At 59.2% G+C, this 19,522-nt stretch carries 16 protein-coding genes and 1 pseudogene; 6 read left to right on the top strand and 11 right to left on the bottom strand.

All coding sequences use genetic code 11. The features are described 5' to 3' along the window. Positions 1 to 6: 6 nt before the first annotated feature. The 5 genes from ACJ2A4_RS06575 to ACJ2A4_RS06555 all read right to left on the bottom strand — a co-directional run bounded on the left by ACJ2A4_RS06575 (position 7) and on the right by ACJ2A4_RS06555 (position 4,387). On the bottom strand, positions 7 to 723 hold the full coding sequence (locus tag ACJ2A4_RS06575; RefSeq protein ID WP_408872216.1) for an MgtC/SapB family protein: 717 nt from the start codon (positions 721 to 723) through the stop codon (positions 7 to 9). Positions 724 to 928: 205 nt separating this feature from the next. Continuing rightward, positions 929 to 2,038 carry an anhydro-N-acetylmuramic acid kinase gene (locus tag ACJ2A4_RS06570; RefSeq protein WP_408872215.1) on the bottom strand — a complete coding sequence of 370 codons (1,110 nt, stop codon included), beginning with the start codon at positions 2,036 to 2,038 and terminating at the stop codon, positions 929 to 931. A 20-nt stretch (positions 2,039 to 2,058) separates the two neighbouring features. Next, entirely contained in the window at positions 2,059 to 2,367 is a 309-nt protein-coding gene (locus ACJ2A4_RS06565; RefSeq protein ID WP_408872214.1) for a UTRA domain-containing protein, read from the bottom strand. Continuing rightward, positions 2,367 to 2,858, bottom strand: coding sequence for a GntR family transcriptional regulator (locus tag ACJ2A4_RS06560; protein WP_408872213.1), 492 nt, complete (start codon positions 2,856 to 2,858; stop codon positions 2,367 to 2,369). Before ACJ2A4_RS06560 ends, ACJ2A4_RS06565 begins: the two co-directional genes overlap by 1 nt. Continuing rightward, entirely contained in the window at positions 2,855 to 4,387 is a 1,533-nt protein-coding gene (locus tag ACJ2A4_RS06555; RefSeq protein WP_408872212.1) for a sodium:solute symporter, read from the bottom strand. Before ACJ2A4_RS06555 ends, ACJ2A4_RS06560 begins: the two co-directional genes overlap by 4 nt. Before the next feature lie 971 nt (positions 4,388 to 5,358). Here ACJ2A4_RS06555 and ACJ2A4_RS06550 point away from each other — a divergent pair. The 3 genes from ACJ2A4_RS06550 (at position 5,359) to ACJ2A4_RS06540 (ending at position 7,352) form a co-directional block, all read left to right on the top strand. Continuing rightward, a complete protein-coding gene (locus ACJ2A4_RS06550; RefSeq protein ID WP_408872211.1) occupies positions 5,359 to 5,664 on the top strand; it encodes a hypothetical protein in 306 nt (101 codons plus the stop codon). 107 nt (positions 5,665 to 5,771) lie between these two features. Next, positions 5,772 to 6,740 carry an arsenic resistance protein gene (locus ACJ2A4_RS06545; RefSeq protein WP_408872210.1) on the top strand — a complete coding sequence of 323 codons (969 nt, stop codon included), beginning with the start codon at positions 5,772 to 5,774 and terminating at the stop codon, positions 6,738 to 6,740. 135 nt (positions 6,741 to 6,875) lie between these two features. Next, a complete protein-coding gene (locus ACJ2A4_RS06540) occupies positions 6,876 to 7,352 on the top strand; it encodes a hypothetical protein (RefSeq protein ID WP_408872209.1) in 477 nt (158 codons plus the stop codon). An 11-nt stretch (positions 7,353 to 7,363) separates the two neighbouring features. Here ACJ2A4_RS06540 and ACJ2A4_RS06535 read toward each other — a convergent pair whose 3' ends face one another. From ACJ2A4_RS06535 to ACJ2A4_RS06520, 4 genes are all read right to left on the bottom strand, one after another. Beyond that, on the bottom strand, positions 7,364 to 8,587 hold the full coding sequence (locus ACJ2A4_RS06535) for an MFS transporter (RefSeq protein ID WP_408874117.1): 1,224 nt from the start codon (positions 8,585 to 8,587) through the stop codon (positions 7,364 to 7,366). Between the two features lie 170 nt (positions 8,588 to 8,757). After that, positions 8,758 to 10,803, bottom strand: a complete 2,046-nt coding sequence (locus tag ACJ2A4_RS06530) for an FUSC family protein (RefSeq protein ID WP_408872208.1) — start codon at positions 10,801 to 10,803, stop codon at positions 8,758 to 8,760. Between the two features lie 347 nt (positions 10,804 to 11,150). Next, positions 11,151 to 12,230, bottom strand: a complete 1,080-nt coding sequence (locus tag ACJ2A4_RS06525) for an IS5 family transposase (RefSeq protein WP_408872207.1) — start codon at positions 12,228 to 12,230, stop codon at positions 11,151 to 11,153. A gap of 36 nt (positions 12,231 to 12,266) precedes the next feature. After that, a complete protein-coding gene (locus tag ACJ2A4_RS06520; RefSeq protein ID WP_408872206.1) occupies positions 12,267 to 12,752 on the bottom strand; it encodes a hypothetical protein in 486 nt (161 codons plus the stop codon). A gap of 267 nt (positions 12,753 to 13,019) precedes the next feature. Between ACJ2A4_RS06520 and ACJ2A4_RS06515 the strand changes: the two genes are divergently transcribed. Continuing rightward, positions 13,020 to 13,937 (top strand): bile acid:sodium symporter family protein, encoded by a 918-nt coding sequence (locus tag ACJ2A4_RS06515; RefSeq protein WP_408872205.1) that lies wholly within the window; start codon positions 13,020 to 13,022, stop codon positions 13,935 to 13,937. Here ACJ2A4_RS06515 and ACJ2A4_RS06510 read toward each other — a convergent pair. Next, a complete protein-coding gene (locus ACJ2A4_RS06510; RefSeq protein WP_408872204.1) occupies positions 13,909 to 15,231 on the bottom strand; it encodes an ATP-dependent RecD-like DNA helicase in 1,323 nt (440 codons plus the stop codon). The two genes, ACJ2A4_RS06515 and ACJ2A4_RS06510, sit on opposite strands and share 29 nt — an antisense overlap. A 97-nt stretch (positions 15,232 to 15,328) precedes the next feature. Between ACJ2A4_RS06510 and tmpT the strand changes: the two genes are divergently transcribed. Then, complete coding sequence (gene tmpT / locus ACJ2A4_RS06505) at positions 15,329 to 15,991, top strand: thiopurine S-methyltransferase (protein WP_408874116.1); 663 nt, start codon at positions 15,329 to 15,331, stop codon at positions 15,989 to 15,991. 3 nt (positions 15,992 to 15,994) lie between these two features. On the opposite strand, the pseudogene ACJ2A4_RS06500 reads toward tmpT, so the two are convergent. Then, positions 15,995 to 17,315 (bottom strand): annotated as a pseudogene (locus ACJ2A4_RS06500) (B12-binding domain-containing radical SAM protein). 603 nt (positions 17,316 to 17,918) lie between these two features. Here ACJ2A4_RS06500 and ACJ2A4_RS06495 point away from each other — a divergent pair. Continuing rightward, positions 17,919 to 19,517, top strand: a complete 1,599-nt coding sequence (locus ACJ2A4_RS06495) for an alkaline phosphatase D family protein (RefSeq protein WP_408872203.1) — start codon at positions 17,919 to 17,921, stop codon at positions 19,515 to 19,517. The last annotated feature ends 5 nt before the right edge of the window (positions 19,518 to 19,522 follow it).

The raw sequence follows: 19,522 nt of genomic DNA, 5'->3' as shown, positions 1-19,522 counted from the left end.
GGACCGTCACTCTTCCATTTCAAGCGATTGCCAGTCCAGCCAGAGAATATCGGGGTGATCATTAAGCGACTGCAGGAACAATGGATCCAGCACGGCAGTCCTGTTCTGCCATGACAGCTCAAGATGAATTTCTGCGGTCTGCTCGTCATTCTGATAGCGGGCCTGACGCTGTTTTACATGAACAGAATGCTCGGCACATTTTTTCAGGATATAGTGCCAGCCCGGACCCTGATGGCGGGTTTTGAAGACCAGCATGCAGCGTTGCCTCTGGGGCAGATACCGTTCAACGTATTTCAGCCCTGACAGAACAGCGAAACCCAGCACCGCGCCTGTCAGTCCCAGCAGGATCTGACCCCCGCCAAAGCACAGCCCCAGAACCGTGACAATCCATAGCGTCGCCGCGGTGGTAACGCCGTGAATGATATTTCCCCGTCGCAGAATGGCGCCAGCGCCGATAAATCCCATTCCGGACAGAATGCCCAGCGGCAGACGCATAAGATCAAGGGTCGCAAAAGAGCCTGACGTCTTCCCCCCGGTCTGAAGCAGAAGATTAGCGTCCACCATGGCCAGACAGGCTGCAAGACAGACAAGGGTGGTCGTTCGCAAGCCGGCGGCGCGCTGATGTTCGTCCCGGTTCAGGCCGAAAACCATTCCCGTGATCAGGGCAGCCGCCAGACGGACCATGACATCCTGCCACCCGTCCGAAAGACTCAGAGAATGCATCGTCGTCCTTTCGCGGAGATCCCGCTGCTGTAGCTCCGCAAGTTTCGAACGCCATAATCCGCTTCCGGGTTTATACCGGGAATCTTTCTGGGGGCGATGTGAGGAACAACTGACCTGTCTGGCTATGTCACCTTTGGACACACGGGCTTACCCGTCCCATTTGCCGCCGTAGCGGGCAGAGGATTTTGAAGACAGGGACGTGATTTCAGAGGGCCAACCACGAAGGAAGGGGAGAAAGACCAGCACAGGTCAGCCGCCCTCCTGTCAGAAGGGTAGAACTGCCGGTAATGGTTGGGGCGGAAAGTGGTAGTTTTCGCAGGACACGGACGGCCAGAAATCCGAAACATTCTGCTTCCAGATCATCACCGTTCCAGTCCAGTGTTTCGACAGGCAATACTGGTGCAGACAGAGTGTCTTTGAGTTGCGCCATGAGCGTCGGATTACGTCGGCCGCCTCCACAGACATACCAGGCTGCTGGCTGGCATGGCAGCGGTGTCCGCCGAATGGCTTCGACCGTAAATGCCAAGAGTGTTGCTGCTCCGTCCTCCAGTGAGAGCGTTCTGACCGCATCCATGGCACGGTGAAATGTCAGGCGGTCCAAAGACTTTGGCGCCGGGCGTGCAAAATAGGGGTCTGCCAATAACGGCTCCAGAATGTCCTCATGAACCGTTCCAGCACGCGCCAACCTGCCATCAACATCACAGGCGGTCCCTGTATGAAGAAACGCCCAATCATCCAGCAGGGCATTTCCCGGACCGGTGTCACAGGCATAAATACGTCCGTCAGGGTCTACGAGGGTCACATTCGCAACCCCGCCGATATTCAGGATGGCAACGGGCCCTTCATGCCCGTAAAGCAGCGCGGCATGATACCAGGGCGCCAGAGGGGCTCCTTCGCCGCCGGCCGCCACATCCGCGCTGCGAAAATCATGGATAACCGGAAGGCCGGTTTCGCGGGACAGCAGGGCAGCGTCGCCGATCTGCCAGGTCAGCCGTCGTTCCGGTGCGTGCAGGATGGTCTGTCCATGAAACCCGATCAGATCGACTGTGTCCGTCTGGCGTCGCAGGAGTTCGACGGCTTCGATATGGCGTCGGGTGATGTCCCGCTCGACAGCGTGCAGTTCCGGATCGTCCGGGCTTATCGTCGCGGCACGGGAGAGAAGATCACGGGCACGGCTCCGCCGTTCCGGAGAATATTCCAGGCTCAGCCCGGGGCCATGCGAGACGATTTTCTTACCATCCGTGCGGACAAGCGCAGCGTCCACGCCATCCAGCGAGGTGCCACTCATCAGTCCTATGGCGGTCAGGCATCGCATCAGTCATGCTCCTCGGATGTCTAGAATTCCACGACGAAATCATAGAGATCGGCGCGATAACAGGAAAATGTGACCTCAAGGACTCGTCCGTCCGGAAGGAAGGAACGCCGCTCGATTTCGAGAATGGCCGTGGGAGGGCTGATATGGAGCAGGTCGGCTTCATGCAGCGTGGCCATTCGCGCCCGGATCCGTTTCAGACGCAGGACTGGGGCCGCCGGGGCAATACTCAGGGCCATGGCTTCGTCCGGGCTGGCTCCTGCGGCGCATTTATCCAGCCAGATTGACGCCGGTTCATAGCCACGGGCGCGCATGTCTTCGGAAAACCCCATCAGGACCGAGAGCGGCTGCTGGATCCTGCGGGATCGAATGTTCCTGCGCTGGGGCGCTGTGTTAACAACCCGGCTGTCACCAACTGTTCAAGGGCTTTGCGGACGGTCACACGCAATACGCCTGTCAGCTCGGCCAGTGCGGCGATGCCAAACACGACATTGTTTCGGCCGGAATTGTGGGACAGGATTTCTTTGGATGCAGTGTCTTCAGGGTCTTCCACGCCGTCCTGAAGTCCCACGCGGCCTGATGTGCCGGCACCGACATAGAACAGCCTTCCTCCTGCGCGCAGGCGCGACAGTGTGGCCGTGGCAACATCGTTCATCTGGGAGACGGCTGCGCAGACGACGGCTGTCACCGTCATGTGTGCTTCAGCCATGACATTCCGTATCGACGTTGGCGGCCACAGGTCACTGTCTTCATAACGCGGGTCCTGCTGCTTGGTCCTGGTCGGTGCAGGCGAAGATGTCTGGCGCGTGTCCGTGGCAGTCATTGGCCCCAATCCTTTCGGGCGTCGTGAGCCGACTGGAATTCCTGTCGGGACAACCCGCTCAAAAGCATGGAAAAACGGGCGGCTATCAGCATTCCTGCTATGCCGAGGGGAACGAGCCAGGGAAAAGCCAGATGATAGCCAGCATATTGCAGGAACGTCATTGTCGCTGCCATGCCTGCCAGTGACGTCAGGAAACCCACAAGGGCATCGCGCGCTCGGGCGGCGGGATAGAACATGCCGAAGAGGAAGGCTCCGAGGGTCGGGCCATAGGACCATCCTGCGATTGTCAGGCCCAGAATGACAGCCGACTGATCGCCTTGCGTGAACCAGAGTGCGGCCAGAACAAGTGCGACACTCCATAACAGCGTCATGAGACGGGCAGCGAACAGAGGGCTTTCCCTCAACCCGAAAGACTGCCCCCATCGCCTGAGCAAGCGGGCCGGCAGGGGACCAAAATCCGTTAGGGATGCACCTGCCATGGCGTTGAGGGTGGAGGACAGGGAGCCCATCGTGGCACTCAGGACGCCGGCCAGAAGCAGGCCGCCAAGCCCCGCAGGCAGACCTGAGACGATATAGCTCGGGAACAGTTCGTCGGGTGAATGCAGTCCAAGAGCGGTCAGGGAGGCGCCTTGATGCGTTATCCAGAGCTGCACGCCGACGAGGGACAGCAGGCCGAACAGGAACGCCACGACGAATGCGCTTCCCACAAGGGCGTACCGGGCATCACGAAGATTTCTGGCCGCCAGCAGTCGCTGCACCATGAGCTGGTCCGAACCATGGGAGGCGACCGAAAGGATGCCGCCTCCCACAAGGGCTGCGAGCGGCGTAAAGGGATCGGAGAGCAGTGTTCTGACATGCAGGGTGTGGAACGGTGACATCTTTCCGGCAGTCCAGGCCAAGGTCCACCCATCGGACGGAAGGTCGTGCATCAGCAGGAAGGCGCAGGCGGCGGCACCGAAAAGATAAATGCAGAGCTGTATGGTGTCAGACCAGACAACGGCTCTCAGGCCGCCCAGAACCGTATAAGCCAGCGTAAAAGCGATAATGAGGGTCAGGACGAGCAAATGGTTCAGGAAAATTCCATTGTGTTCCAGCATCCACGTCAGAGGCAGTAACCCCGCGGACAGGCGGACGCCTTCGGCCAGAAGCCGTGTGACAAGGAAGGCGCCGGATGCCGCGCATTGTAGTCTCGGGCCGAAACGCTCGCCCAGATATTGGTAGGCGCTTCTGATCTGGCCCTGTGCGTAAAGTGGCAGAAACCAGATGGCCACGATCAGCCGGCCTATCAGATATCCTCCGGCCAGGCCGAGAAACACCATGCCTGATGTATAGCCAATGCCCGGGATGCTGATGAATGTCAGGGTCGAGGTTTCTGTCGCCACGAGCGAAAGACAGATCGCCCACCAGGGGAGGTCATGTGAGGCAGAAAGAAAATCGCCGGGCGTTTTTCCGCGCCGCGACACCATGATCGCCACGAGGGGAAGCAACAGGAAATATGCGCAGATTACGGCTATGTCGGTAAAGCGCATGAAGCATGTCCCCTTATTCGTTTCGATATAAGAGAAATATAATGCCAGATTAATACCAAAATATCTTTGGACTTCAGAGAATATCGAGCCTTGGCAACGAAGGGCTATCCTGGTTGTAAATTTTCCCGAGCAGCATATCAAAAAAATCCTAAGATATTTAATTTTGCGATTTACCTTCGGGGTGCGTCGAATAAAGTTGGTTTGGACTTATCAAGGATGGTGTCCGATACATCACCTGAACAGATGAGTCTGCCTCTGAGCGCGATTTTTGGAGACCGGCCAGGGAGAAGCGATAGTGCAGAATATTAGTAGGTCTTTCCTTGTTTCTGTCTCGTTGACTGCTATTGCCGCGGCGTTTGCCAGTGCGCAATCTTGAAAAACGCTGCAGTCAAAATAGCACAAGCACCCGAGGCGGGCTGAAGCAGCGGCAGTCGGTTCATTTCGATCCCGAGTAGACTACCATCCATTTGGATATGGAAAGCGTAACAAGGATGACAGGCTCGACACCGAAGGAATGATGCCTCCCCAGTGTTGTAACGGGAAGTGGAGACCGTTAAGAACCAGTGATCATCAGGTCAGCCTGCCCGTTTGTGGACTGAACCAGTTTGAACTGAACTAAACGTATGAAGGTATTCCTGCGGCGGATCCGCTCAATTTCTTCATTTTCACCGATACGACTGCGGATAATGAAAATATCCAGAGCCTGTCCCTGTTGCAGGGATCGGCAGATATTCGGACCTCTGCGCTATAATGCCGAAGGCGACCTGCGGCCGACAAAAGGTAAGACTCCATCAGTACATTGAATTTGAGTAATGAAATTGGACTGGCTTAGGATGACGGTTCGATTTTCGGGAACTTCAATCTGAATTATGTGAAATCGTAATATGCCGCGTTCACAAAGACCGAAAGATTCTGCTCTAATTGCACGGAGACTATATCGCTTGGCTATCGCATGAAAAGGCGACCGGTTTGTGAAGCATCTCTTTATTCTGTCGGAAGTGGGTTTGCGGCGTAATCTCCGTGACATCACACCGCTTGCTGAAACTCCGAACCGCTACATCCTGCCGGGCTTCATCGACGACATGTCCATGGCGGCCATCGAAATGCTGTCCCGGTTTTATCTTGCGCACGGCACGACAACCATTCTGCCTACCACGATCACTGCCCCCTGGCCGGAGGTCATGGACGCCCTGCGTGCCGTTGCATCGGTCCGTGACAGAGGCGTGGAGAACGGTCCGCGCATTCACGGGCGCATCTCTGCCGGCCCGCCGCCTTGACCGTTCCTCTCCTGATCCTGCATCACATTCAGGATGCAGATTATAGAAAAACCGGTGCGGTTTTGCCTGTTCCACTTCCTCGGGTTCTGGGCAGGCCGGTGGAGATTATGACGGTGGACGTATTGCGGGACCGGCTCGAAAAATGTCAGGTCGCGCTGTATTTCCTCGCCGTTCTTCTGGGCGCGGGGACAGCCATTCTGGTCAGGGGAACGGCCTCCTGGGCGGCCGTCATCAATCCGGCCCTTGGTGTGATGCTGTTCGTGACCTTTCTGCAGATCCCGCTTGCGGAACTGGGGCAGGCTTTTCGCAAAACACGGTTCCTTGCAGCCCTTCTGGTGACCAACTTCCTGGCTGTTCCTACGCTCGTTGCACTGCTGCTTCCGTTCGCACCGGCAGACGGGATGATCCGGCTGGGCATCCTGATGGTCCTGCTCTGCCCCTGTATCGACTGGGTGGTGACGTTTGCTCAGATGGGGCGGGCAGATGCGGGTCTTCTGCTTGCTGCCACACCGGTTCTTCTGGCAGCACAGATGATAGCGCTCCCGGTCTGGCTTCGTCTTTTTCTGGGGGAGGGAATGTCGCAGCTGGTTCAGGCGGGACCATTCCTGCACGCCTTCCTGTGGCTGATCATCATTCCCTTATTTCTGGCATGGATTGTCCAGCTCTGGGCGCGACGCAGCTCTACGGGACAGCATGTCGCCACGGGGCTGGGCCTGCTGCCTGTGCCGGTTACGGCGATTGTTCTGTTCATCGTCATCGCATCCATGACTCCTCATCTCGGGCAGGCGACCGCAGCCGTGCTTCAGGTTGCGCCGGTCTATGCAGCCTTCGCCCTGCTTGCTCCGGGGCTGGGCTGGGGTATTTCGCGACTGTTCGGGCTTGAGGCACCGGCCGGGCGGGCACTGGCCTTCAGTGGGGCGACGCGCAACTCCCTCGTCGTGCTGCCGCTTGCGCTGGCCGTGCCGGGAGGGGCGCCGCTGCTGGCCGTTGTGATCGTGACCCAGACACTGGTCGAACTTGCTGCGGAACTGGTCTTCATTCAGGTCATGCCCAGGCTGGGAACCAGCCGCTCCTAGTCTGCGCGGTGCGAAGATCCTGCTCGCATTTGCGCCATCAGGTCGGATAATGTGAGGCTGTCCCGCAAGCGGTTCCTGTCGCTGAAAATGTCCGGATCCGTTTGCGGTTTTTCTTCAGATGCAGAGCGACACATCATGCCGAACATTCATTCCCTGTCCCGCTGGGCCTTTGCGGGTGCCAGTGCACTGCTGATTCTTCTGGCGAGCTTCCTGATCCTCTCGGGCGGCATCGGCCTTGTCTCGGCCTTCGTGGCGTCCCTGACGGAGGGACGCGAGGCAATCCTTCAGGCCATCAGCTATGTGGTGATCTCGATCGCCGTTTTCGATGTGGCGAAATACTTCATCGAGGAAGAAGTCCTGCGGCCCAAGGGCAAGCAGTCCATCGCCGAAGCCCGCGTCAGCCTGACCAAGTTCATGACGACCGTCATCATCGCAGTCTTTATCGAAGGGCTGGTCGGCGTATTCGAGCGCAGCGGCAAAGCTCCCGGCGACATTCTCTATCCCGCAGCCCTTCTCGTCGTGGCAACCGGAATGGTGATCGCGCTCGGAATCTATCAGAAGCTCAGCATCGGGGCGGAGCGCGAAAAGAAGGAAAAGGACATGATCGGCTAGCGGCCGCGGCTTTAGTCCTGCTGAAGCCGGCGGGGGAAGGCTGCAGGATTGAACGCTGCCAGCAGGATGCCACCCAGCGCGATCACGATGGAGGCTGGGCACAGCACGGCAAAGCCCAGCGTACTCAGAAGATGGCCGCCGATGGCCGAGCCCAGAAGGATGCCGAAATTGCTGCTGCTGTTGATGGCCGCTCCGGCCACATCCGCGCTGGTGGCGCGCGCCCGGATGGCGCCGGACATGACGAAGGGGGTGATGGCGGCATAACCCATGCACCACAACCCGACGGCGCCAACGCTGGGCCATGCGGAAATCAGATGTCCGTAGACCAGGATCATGCCGGTAAGCATGGCCAGGCCACCGCCGAACAGACCCGCTGCCGGCCAGCGGTCTACGACCTGTCCTGCGCCCCACAAACCGAAAATACTGACACCGCCCGTAATGAGCAGTGCGACGCTCAGAAGATGCTCCGGCAGGCCATGCGCCAGCAGAAGCGGTGAGACATAGGTGTAGAGCAGGTTATGCGCGAAGAAGAAAACGGCATTCACGCCGATCACGACGCCAAAAATGCGTGCGGCCTGCGGGGAGCGGATGGTCGGGACCTTGAGGGCCTTGGTGTCAGCCCCGCGGACCGGCGGAAGATAGAGCGCGATGAAGACCGTCAGCATCGCCGCCAGTCCCGAAATGACGTAAAGCGCCACACGCCAGCTCGCGAAATGGCTGATCGCGGCCGTTCCCGGAACGCCGAGCACGGACCCGAGAGATGCTCCCCCGAAGACGAAGGAAATAGCCCGTCCCGTCATGCGCTCGGGCACCAGATGGGCAGCATAGGCCGCTGCAATGGACATCATCAGGGCATGCGACAGTCCACCAAGGGCGCGGCCGGCACAGACAATGGCAAAGTTCGGTGCCATTGCGGAAATCAGGTTGGAGAGGACATATCCGCACAGGCAGAGCAGCATGAGCATCTTGCGGTCCATGCGGCTCGTGGCAATCGTGATGGGCACGGCCCCGAACGCGACGAGCAGCGCATAGGCGCTGACGGCCAGCCCGGCGTGGCCTTCGGTGATGTTGAAGGACTTGGCCATGTCGATCAGCAGGCCAACCGGTGCGACCTCGGTCGTTATCGCGATAAAGGTCGACGCGAACAGGGTGCAGAGGCCTGCGATCACCGGAGCGGAGAGCGTTTTGAACACGGCGGACTTCCTGACTGGAACGGCGACCCGAGCGCCCCGAATGCGAGGGCTTTTGGCACTTTGATCGCATGACGGAAACCCAAAAATTCAGCTCATGAATCCGATTGCTTCCGGACCGGCGGAATCTCCCGAGAAACCGAGCATTTTCAGAGATTTGTGAACATGATTGTTTTCCATTTCCCCGCGAAAACTCACGGATTCGGGAGATGGTCTCAGGACGCTTCCAGAATTTCGTTCCGGTGACCAAGCTCCGTCGAAATGATGATCAGACATCCCGTCACGGAAGACAGAAGCAGGCGGGTGTTCCGGCTGGTTTCTGCGTTCTCCATGACGGCAAGGCTCTCCAGTGCTTCCCGCGACTGGAGTTCCAGGGTTTCGGGTCCGGCTGAAGCGCTGGCAAAACTCTCGCACAGACGTGCAAGGATCGTCCGCGCATTTTCGGGAAGGCCGATCTGGGCGCGATAGGCCTGAAGCTGGAGCAGGTTGCGCCCGACTGTCATCATTGAAAAGGCGGCGTGCAGCCAGCGATCATTGGAGCGGGCCTGGACAGCCTTGGTGTGGGCAATCAGTTGTTCCATGCCAAGGACGATCCGGCCAACCCAGACGGCTTCGGTCATCGAGCGCCGGTTTTTTCCGATAAGTCGCAGATCGGACAGCAGATCCAGCCGGAAGTTCCGGTAAAACCGTGTCAGCTGGAACGGAAAGACATAGCGGAACACGAGCACGCCAAAGCCGAGGCCGCTCAGTAAGGCGAACACCGTATTGAACCATTCGGTCTCGTTGATACGGCTGTGATTGTCGAGCCCAATCAGGTACGGGAAGAAATTGCTGAAAGATGCGGCCCGTGAGGCGAGGGCGGGCGCACGTGTCGCCAGTCCGCCGATCAGCATGGGGACCGAAATCGTCAGGCACAGCATCGCATAGGAGGCCGTGACCGGCATCACCAGAAAGACAGGCACGACCGCTGCAAGCGTCGCCCAGACCGCGCCGGAGAAAAACGCGCTGCTGGCCAGGAGCGTGTTGCTGAAGGAGGCAAAACGCGCGCAGACCACCGAAACGAACGTGATGAAGAGCGGTCCATCCGGCCATGCCGTCACTTCCCAGACATACGCCGCCATCAGGACGGCGGCACAGGAACGCAGACCATTGTGGATGGCGGCGTACCAGTTTCGCGGGCGGGCCAGTCTGTAGCTCTCGGCTCTCGGGTTTTCGCTGGGGTCACTGGCCAGACAGCCCAGCAGATGCTGAAGCTCCGTCAGCGTCAGTTGCAGGCCCTGTAACAGGATACGGTCATTGAAGACGATGCCACTGTCGCTTTCCGCACGCGGCAGGCTCACCGTCTGTTCGATGTTTTCCTGACACCGGCCGATCAGCGCCAGCACGTCCTGGCGCAGCGTCTGCAGGGTATCGGCATCATCAATATCGACCCTCAGCCGATCCAGAATCCCGGCGCTGTCCTCCAGCAGGGTCTGTGTGCGTTCCGAACGCTGGGGCACGGCGCTCAGGCGGCTGCGCATGCCCAGTGCCCGGGACATCAGCCGGGAGGCCAGTCCGAGCGTGGCGCGGGCGTAATCGACAATGCCCTTCGTGCGCCCGACCTCGATGGCACTGAACTCGATCCGGTCACTCAGGCTGAGCGACAGGGAGAAGATGTTATGAAGATCGCTCTCGGGTGTTCCATGTTCGAGCAGGATGTCGCGTGAGGCATTGGCCGCTTCGAGCACGATCTGCTGGAGCTGGGTGCGGATGGCGGCACGCGCCTTGCCGGGAACATTGCTCCGGCAGGCCATGTCCGCCACGGTCCCGCAGATCACGCCCAGAAGAATGTAGCTCCCGCGCGCCATGGCGATGCTGAACACCTGATCGGGCTGCGCCTGTGCGCTCAAAGAGACGATGGAGCAGGTATAGGCCGTCAGCACGAACGCATAGCTGCGGAAATTATGAAGCAGCGTGCCCAGAGCCGTACACAGGCCGATCCAGACCGCCAGCGCTGGAAAGAACAGCCAGGGCGCCTGCGGAAAAGCCGCTGCCAGGGCAATCGCCGAGACGATGCCACCCAGCGTTCCCGCCACGCGCCAGCGGGCCTTGGAGAGGCTCTCTCCCAGTGTCCCCTGTGCCACGATCCACACGGTCATGGGAGCCCATTGCGGCTGTCCCAGTTCCATCCAGAGAGCAATGGCCAGGGCGACCAGTGCAGCAATCGTCGTGCGGAGTGAAAAACCGAGGGCGGAAAGACGAGGCGCATAGAGCCAGGACAAATCACGAAAGAATACAGTAAATGATGACCGTATTTTCTGTGCTTCCTGACTGAAGAATGGCCCCATGAAATCCCGCTGCCAGTACAACCGATTGAACGGGGTGATATGTGTCCTTCAAAAGGCGGAAAATCAATTGTAATAATTGTTCATAATTCATGCCCCATACAGCAGCCCGGGCGGAAAATCATGTTCCGGATTGTCCGTGCTGACACGTGGAGGGATCGAAGAACCGTTGGTTGATGCGCCTGGCTCGTGATTTCAGGCTTTTGGCGATTTGATTGACGGTTTTTGGGGGAGCTTTTGATCTGCGTTTTGAGCAGATCGGGGACTGCTCTCCCGCTGGATGACTATGCGCTCGCGTTCAATCTTTCGAGGAAGAGGAAGCGGCGCATGTTGTAGACGATATTGGCCAGCCCGATCCTCATGGTGGCCCGCGTTATGCCGACGGTTCGGACGAACAGCCCGGTCTGTGATTTCTGATCAGCAAAGACATGCTCGACACGCGACCGGATAACGGACTTTCCGGCGTTGGATTTCTGGATATGCCTGGGCATAGGCTTGAGATGCGGCTTTTTCCTGTGAACCTTCGAGACAAAGCCCTGCTCCTCCATGAAGTCCTCATTCGCTTTTGAGCGATAGGCCGTGTCAGCCCAGACCGTTGAGGCCGTATTGGTTTTATCCAGCAGCCCCTCTCTCAATCGCGTGCCATCACTGGCGGCGGCATGCGTTGTTTTCCATTTCCGGATGAACCGGTATTTCCGATCGATGGAAACATGCGATTTATAGCCAAAGAACGGGATGGCGAGATCGCTGGAGGGCATGGTTCCATCATCCTGCCGCTTCGCCTTCGTGAACTTCAGTGTCCAGCGCGCATGACGATCCTTGTGCGACAGCTTTGCGGGTTTGTCCTGCCAGTCTTCAGGAATACGTCCTTCCCGAAGATCGGCTTTCTCTGCGTTGGTGTTCCGCTGCTTTGGAGCAGCTACCAGTGTGGCATCCAGGATCTGGCCTGACATCGGTAAATACCCGGCGTTGCGCAGGGTCGCATCAAAGCGGTTGAACAGCCCTTCGATCGCACCCGCCTGGGTCAGACGCTCGCGGAACAGCCAGACCGTTTTGGCATCCGGCACCCGATCCGAAAGTCCCAGACCAAGGAAACGCATAAAGGAGAGGCGATCGTTGATCAGATATTCCGTCCGCTCATCAGACAAATTGTTGAGCGTCTGGATCACCAGAATTTTGAACATCAGCACCGGATCAAATGGCGGTCGTCCGCCTTTGCTTCCGTCAGAATACGCCAGAGCCTTCTCCAGGTCAGGGCGGAAGACTTCAAAATCCACAGTCCGGGAAAAGGCCTCCAGCTGATCACCAAGCCCGCTCAAGCGGGCAAGCCGTTCTTCAACATCAAAGAAACCAGGCTGCTTCATCTTCCACCATCCCCAATCAACGCCGAAGAAATGGAATCACACAGAACAGCTCAGAGCCAAGGGTTTTTCGAACCCTCCAGGTGTCATGATCCTGACGTTCCGCTTCAGGTCAAGCGCGGCGGCTCCGTGGAAAGCTGCGATAATTGCCAGACGAAAGGCCGTACTGATGACGTGCATCAGGCCGGTCGGTCCGGCGAGCATCGACAGCATGAAAGACGCGCTGCAGGCGAACAGCAGGACCAGAATCCGTGGGCGGCAGCCCAGCATGACACGCAGGGCCTGCCACCCGGCCCCGTAGGCCAGAGCCATGAACAGGGCGCCTAGCCGCAGACTCCACAGACCCGGCAGGAGCGTCGGGACAATGAAAAGCAGGCTGGACACTGATCCCAGAAGAAACGGTGCCGCGTACCAGGCCATACGCGACCATCGTCTGCCGGAGAATTCAGACAGGATGAAGTGTACGCCCAGAAGCAGGAAAAGAACCGCGCTGCAACCGAGCAGGGTAGGGGGATCAGGAGTCACTGATGAAGCATAGGCTGTTGAACAGGCTGTACAGGCCACTCCCGTATAAAGCTGGCAGGCAGTCTTCAATTCCTCACAGCGCCATAAAGACAGCCCGACCTTACCTCCGGGTTAATGGCATTTTTCAGGCTGTTTCATTCCCGGCTGTGGCAGCGAAAGAGATGACGGGCCAGCCATGCCCCGGCATAAGGACGTTTCTGTCATTTTCATCCAGTTGAGTCTAATGCGCCCAGAGAATTCCCTGTCAGCAACCGTCACGGTCCGACGATGACACGTCTTTTCCCGCTCTGGGCCATTCTGGTGTCCGGCCTGGCTCTTCTTCTGCCCGGACCGTTCCTGACGCTGGTTCCTGTCATCACGCCGCTTCTGGCCTTCGTCATGTTCACGATGGGTGTTTCCCTGACGCCCGCCGATTTCAGCCGGATCGCGCGCCGTCCCGCGCCGGTTCTGGCGGGGGTAGGGCTGCATTATCTCGTCATGCCGCTTGCCGCCTGGGGGATTGCACATCTGCTGTCGATGCCGCCCGCGCTGGCCACGGGCATGGTGCTGGTTGGCTGCGTATCGAGCGGTACGGCCTCGAATGTCATGATCTATCTGTCGCGCGGAGACGTTGCGCTTTCCGTCAGCATCAGCGCCTTCTCCACCCTTGTCGGGATTGTTGCAACGCCGCTTCTGGTACGGTTCTATGTGTCTGCCGGTGTGGCCGTGGATAGCTGGGCGCTGTTTCGCAGCATTCTGACGATGGTGGCGCTTCCCGTGCTGGCGGGGGTTACGCTCAATACGCTGTGCCATCGTGCGGTGAAGCGCGTGGAACCCGCGCTTCCGCTGGTGGCCATGGTGTCGATCCTGCTCATCATCGGGGCAATCGTTGCCGGCGTAGGGCCATCCCTGAAAGAGGCTGGTCCGATCATGCTGCTGGCGGTCATCCTGCATAACGGGATCGGGCTGTTAGGCGGTTACTGGGGCGGGAGGCTGCTCGGTTTTGATGAAAGCATCTGCCGCACGCTTTCGCTGGAAGTCGGGATGCAGAACTCAGGCCTCGCCGCCACGCTGGGGCGTTTCTATTTCTCGCCACTGGCGGCACTGCCCGGAGCCGTTTTCTCCATCTGGCACAATGTCTCGGGGTCTATTCTGGCCTCGCTATGGGCGTCGCGGCCTATCGCGCGGAAAGACCCGTCGTGTTGACGAGGAACACCATGTCAGTGGCGCGCGTCACCGCCACATAACAGAGCTGCTGCGTCTCCAGCGGGTTCTGCCGGGCACGGCGGCCGATATCGCCAAGATCCACGAACACGTTTTTAAACGTGCTGCCCTGCGCCGTATGGACGGTCATGGCATAGATCGCCTGAAGCTGGAGCAGCGCGTTGTGAAACGCGAAACGGTGGCTCCAGCGCCGATGCTGCTGCTTCGCTTCTTGCACCAGACGCTGGTCCACAGCCTCCAGCTCCTTCTGGTTCTGCACGATATGGCCGGTGATTTCCTCGCCCGCCATCGTCAGCAGCGTCACTTCCCATGACGCAAGATCTGCGACCCAGGCCGGCACGTCCTTGCAGAGCTCGAACTTGTACGACAGCCGCCCGGGTTTGATGTCCATGACGAGGACTTCCTCGTTCGTGGCGATTGCCTGACGCGGCCCACTTTCTTCCTGTTGGACGGAGAACGGCGCGCGCGACACGACACGCTCGCCGGGCATGAAGGGCGTCGGCGTTTCGCCGCCATAGCGCCAGAGGCGGACCATCCGGTTGATCTGATTCACCCGCGCATTCGTCCAGCACAGATAGCGGCACCAGTCGTTGTCTTCAGCGAAGGCATCGGATAGGAACGCCTTGCGGACCCAGCTTTCCACATCTTTCGGCAGAAACAGCCCTGTCTGCTCCTGACGCGCATCGCGGACCCAGCTCCAGTCGGCGTCACTCCCCTGGCTCTGGCGGATGATGGTCGCGGCTTCGAGGATCGGATTGCCCGCTGCCTGCCGCACGACCGTTTCAAGATGAGAGCGCGAGGGCACGGAAAAGGAGGGCGACGCAGCTTCTCCCACGGGCGGGAGCTGGGCCGGATCGCCCACGAACAGCACGAAGCAGTAGCGCAGCAGATCGCGGATCCAGTTCATCAGTTCCGCGGAAAGCATCGAGCATTCATCGACGATCACGATGCCATCGGCAATCGTCTGCGGCCGTTTGGAGCGCACGAGGGTTGTGGTCGTACCCTGCGAGGACGGCTGAAGGCTCAGCAGGCTCTGGATGGTTCGGCAGTCAACGTCCCGATCGACTTTCGAGCGCAGGACGGCGGTGGCCTTGTGGGTGGGCGCCGTGATGACCACCACCTTCTTTTCAGCCATGAAATGCCGGGCGACGGCCTGCATCAGCGTCGTCTTACCGCTGCCCGCATATCCCGTCAGAAGATGCGTCGGCCGTCCTGCGGCATGTGCGGCAATGATTTCATCAAGCGCCTGCCGCTGGGAGGGGGTGAGCATGACCATGAGCGGCTTTTCTCATATTTTCCCGACACATGCCATTGCCTCGCCAGCAGAACCCGGCACAGTCTCAGTCGGGAAAAGCAGGAAGAAAGCCGGACTTATGGACGCAAAATCGAATGCCGTTTTCTGGCAGGAAAAATGGGAACGCGGCGAGACAGGCTTTCATGAACCGCAGGCCAATCCGCTCCTGACCCGTCACATCACGGCACTGGAGCTTCCGGCTGAAGCGCGGATTTTCGTGCCTCTGTGCGGCATGAGCCAGGACATGGTCTGGCTGGCGGGGCAGGGCCTTCACGTGACTGGATGCGAACTGAGCAATATCGCCGTGCACCGGTTCTTCAGCGATCTCGGCCTCACGCCCGACATTGCAGACGCAGGGCCATTACGCTGTTTTTCCGCCGGGACCATCCGCATTTTCGCCGGCAATATTTTCGACCTGACGCCTGATCTGCTCGGCCCGATGGACGGCATCTATGACCGCGCCGCGCTGATCGCCCTGCCAGAAGACCTGCGCCGGGCCTATGCGGCGCATCTCCTGTCCCTGACCGGTCTGGTGCCCGAACTGCTGGTCACGCTGGATTACGATCAGTCCTGCCTGAAAGGGCCGCCCTTTTCCGTCGGCGAAGCGTTTCTGCGCGAATGTTACGGTCAGGCTTATGCTTTCACGCTTCTGGAAAGCCGGGCGGTCGAAGGCGGGCTGAAAGGCCGATGCCCGGCGTCCGAAAACGTCTGGCGCCTCAGCCCGCTTCTGCCGTCGTCCTGACTCTTACTCCGCGGCGGCGGCTTCCGCGCCCATACGGGTCTTGTCCACGAAGCCCTCGGTCGCATCGTCCAGTGCGCGCGTCCGGCGACCGCCGGGACCATGGACGTAAAGCGCCTTGCGGTCGATCTTGTCCACGACATCCGGCTGGACCGGCATTTCGTAGCGCGGCTTGCGCATGTGATCGGAGAGCTGGAGCTTCGGATTGAAGACAGAATTGAACTTCCAAAGCATTTTCACGAAGTTCGTCTGTCCGTGCAGCAGCAGACGCGTCGCAATCCCAACCGTGCCCTTCAGTGCTTCCCAGCCCATGTGCTTGGTATTGAGCACCTGCTGCGTCTTGACCAGTTCCTTGTAGAACTCGGGCAAGGGCAGGGTGGTCGGCAGGACAGCGTGCTGGATGTCGAACAGGCGATAGTCGCGCGTCGTCAGGCGCCGGGCCTCACGGTGCCAGATCTCGGTGCCGGGATAGGGCGTCGTGACAGAGATGTTCACGATATCCGGGATTTCGAGGCACCACTGGCGCACAGCCTCGAAGCGTTCGCGGGTCCAGGACGGATCGGCGATGATGTTGATCGCAACCGTCAGACCGAGCGAGCGGGCATATTCCAGCGCCTCGAAATTGGCATCCAGCGACACGCGCTTGCGGAACTGCTTGAGCCCTTCCTCATCCACGGCTTCAAGCCCGATGAAGATATAGGTCAGCCCGATTTCGCTCCAGGTCTTGAAAACTTCCTTGTTGCGCAGCAGCACGTCCGCGCGGGTTTCAAGATAGTATTCCTTCTTGATGCCGCGCTTCTTGATCTCGTCCGCGATGGCCATGCCATGTTCCTGATGAACGAAGGCCACTTACGAAGATCGGCGGCGGGCCTTCGCCATCCACTGTGATGGCACCGGGAACCTTCAGCAGGTCCGTCTTCTTTTCGATGGCTTCCAGCAGCAAACCGACCGTCGCATCGCCTTCACCCTTCAGGATGCAGTCGATGGCGCCTTCGGAAAGCTGGAGCACGTCAGGTGCAATGAAGGACACCGAGTGACCGCCCACGAAGATGAACTTCCCGGGCATCCGCTGTTTCGTTTCCTTGCACAGGTCGAGGATCTCGGGAATGTTCGCCAGATAGCTTCCTGAAAAGCAGATCGCATCCGGTTTGAAGTCAGCGAGACGCTTCCAGTAGTCTTCATGGCTCTCGACCTGCAGGTCGATGATCTGAACATCATGTCCTTCATTGCGTGCAGCGCCCGCAACAAGTTCAAGCCCAAGTGGTTCCAGCCGCAGGAACACGCGCGTGTACATCAGGGCACTTGGGTGAACGGCCAGAAGTTTCATGAAGTGATCCCATTCTCTTACGGCTTATCCGGTCACGACTGTGACGACATGACAGGGTGAGACATAGGCCTTCACTTTCCAGCAATCAAACGACACACCGGTATCGTCCCTGCCTGGAGGACTGTCACGCAATGGAAAACGCCGCGGTGTCAGGATGGATGCATGCAGCGGCACCCCCAGAAAACCTGCACTCCGCAGAAAGACGGTCCGATCAGGAAGATCGGGAAAATTAAGATTTTCACGACTGCGTGAACTGATGTGGGAGAGGGGAGCTGCGGCGCGGGACTCTTTCGAAACCAATCCCACTGGTCAGCTCTCAGAGGGCGGCACAAGAACCGTTCGGGGAACTTTTCCGTATTTTCCGAAAGATTTTCAAAACGGAAAAGCCTCAGACCAGCACCATTTCAAAGCATCTATCCGGATAGCGTCAGACCTGCGTTTAGCCGGTTCGCACGGTCGCATTCGTGACAGTTTCATGAAATGCGGCTTCGGGGAGTGGGCAAAACCCCGTTCCATGTGTCCACAGAATGGAAGGTATGTATCCCAAGACTTCTGGGAGTCCGGTTCCGCTGCGAGCCCGGCTCTGTAGGAAAGAACTGCTGCATGGTATTCATGAAACGTAGAAGCCTGCTGACCGGCCTTGGTGCGGGTCTTCTCCTGTCCACGCGCGTCTGTGCCCTGCGGGCCGCCGTCCCGCGCGATCTGGAAAAGAACCCGAGCTTCAAGACGTCTCCGTTCCAGCTCGGTGTGGCTTCCGGTGATCCGGCATCCGACGGGTTAGTGCTCTGGACGCGACTGGCGCCGAACCCGCTGGAAGAGGCAGGGGGCATGGAAGTCCTCAAGCCGGTTCTGGTGAACTGGGAGGTCAGCGAGGACGAGAGTTTCTCGAAACCCGTGCAGAGCGGACAGACGCTGGCGCATCCCGAGCTTGGCCATTCGGTGCATGTCGAAGTCGCGGGTCTGAAGCCGGACCGTCCGTACTGGTACCGCTTCCATATCGCAGGCTATGAAAGCCCCACTGGCCGCGGGCGCACACTGCCGCTGCCAGGTGCGCCGCTGTCGCGGGTGCGCTTTGCCGCAGCCGGCTGCCAGCATTACGAGTACGGCTACTACACCGCCTGGCGTGCCATCGCGGACGAGCCGATCGACTTCGTGTTCCACTATGGCGACTACATTTACGAAGGCCCGGACAGCGGCGATCGCCTGCGCGAAATCGACGGTCACAAGGCCCATGTCCTGCGTCGTCATGTCGGGCCGGAATGTTATTCGCTGGACGAATATCGCCGACGTTATGCCCAGTATAAAATGGACCCGGATCTTCAGGCCGCCCATGCGGCGACGTCCTGGATCGGCAGCTTTGACGACCACGAGATCGACAATAACTGGGCCGGGGATACGGATCAGGACGGCACGCCGCCGGAGATTTTCCGTCTGCGCCGGGCTTCGGGGCTACAGGCCTATTACGAGAACATGCCGCTGCGGGCGACGTCCATTCCCGATGGCAGCCACATGCAGCTTTATCGCAGCTTCCGCTTTGGCGACCTGATGAACATGTTCGTGTTGGATACGCGCCAGTATCGCAGCGATCAGGCTTACGGGGATACGAATGCGGCGCAGGGCAGGGATGTCTGGTCGCCCGAGCGCACCATGATGGGCGCGCAGCAGGAGCAGTGGTTGTTCGATGGGCTGGGCCGGTCGGATGCGAAGTGGAACCTGCTGGCGCATCAGGTGATGATCATGGATCTGGCGCATCGCAAATCCGCCCATGCCGAACTGACCTACAGCATGGATCAATGGTCGGGCTATCTCTACAGCCGTAAGCGCCTGCTGGATTTCATAGGCACGCACTGCCCCGGCAACGTGGTCAACGTGACCGGAGACGCGCACCGGCATTTCGCTGGAGACCTGCTGGTCGAACCGGGACGGGGCAAGCCGGTCTCGGTCGAGTTCCTGGCGACGTCCATTTCATCCGGCGCGGACGGTCTTGGCGATGATGATCATTTCAGCCGGATTGCCCGCAGCGAAAATCCGCATCTGAAGGCCACGACGGACAAGCGCGGTTATGTGCTGTGTGATGTGGGGCCGGATGTGTGGCATGCCGATCTGAAAATCATCGACCGGGTCATGGTGCGCGATGGTGCACTGTCTACCTATGCCAGCTTTGCCGTCGAGCGCGGTAATCCGGGCCTTCAGAGGGCCTGATCCCG

This window comes from Gluconobacter roseus, assembly GCF_046058915.1.
GTDB lineage: Bacteria > Pseudomonadota > Alphaproteobacteria > Acetobacterales > Acetobacteraceae > Gluconobacter > Gluconobacter roseus_A.
The sequence above is the reverse complement of the archived record's forward strand: the minus strand, read 5'-3'. Positions and strand labels throughout refer to the sequence as shown.

Coding starts and splice junctions, on each gene's coding strand:
- ACJ2A4_RS06575 (WP_408872216.1), bottom strand. CDS start 723: ATGCATTCTCTGAGTCTTTCGGACGGGTGGCAGGATGTCATGGTCCGT.
- ACJ2A4_RS06570 (WP_408872215.1), bottom strand. CDS start 2,038: ATGCGATGCCTGACCGCCATAGGACTGATGAGTGGCACCTCGCTGGAT.
- ACJ2A4_RS06565 (WP_408872214.1), bottom strand. CDS start 2,367: ATGGGGTTTTCCGAAGACATGCGCGCCCGTGGCTATGAACCGGCGTCA.
- ACJ2A4_RS06560 (WP_408872213.1), bottom strand. CDS start 2,858: ATGACTGCCACGGACACGCGCCAGACATCTTCGCCTGCACCGACCAGG.
- ACJ2A4_RS06555 (WP_408872212.1), bottom strand. CDS start 4,387: ATGCGCTTTACCGACATAGCCGTAATCTGCGCATATTTCCTGTTGCTT.
- ACJ2A4_RS06545 (WP_408872210.1), top strand. CDS start 5,772: ATGACGGTGGACGTATTGCGGGACCGGCTCGAAAAATGTCAGGTCGCG.
- ACJ2A4_RS06540 (WP_408872209.1), top strand. CDS start 6,876: ATGCCGAACATTCATTCCCTGTCCCGCTGGGCCTTTGCGGGTGCCAGT.
- ACJ2A4_RS06525 (WP_408872207.1), bottom strand. CDS start 12,230: ATGAAGCAGCCTGGTTTCTTTGATGTTGAAGAACGGCTTGCCCGCTTG.
- ACJ2A4_RS06515 (WP_408872205.1), top strand. CDS start 13,020: ATGACACGTCTTTTCCCGCTCTGGGCCATTCTGGTGTCCGGCCTGGCT.
- ACJ2A4_RS06510 (WP_408872204.1), bottom strand. CDS start 15,231: ATGGTCATGCTCACCCCCTCCCAGCGGCAGGCGCTTGATGAAATCATT.
- tmpT (WP_408874116.1), top strand. CDS start 15,329: ATGGACGCAAAATCGAATGCCGTTTTCTGGCAGGAAAAATGGGAACGC.
- ACJ2A4_RS06495 (WP_408872203.1), top strand. CDS start 17,919: ATGGTATTCATGAAACGTAGAAGCCTGCTGACCGGCCTTGGTGCGGGT.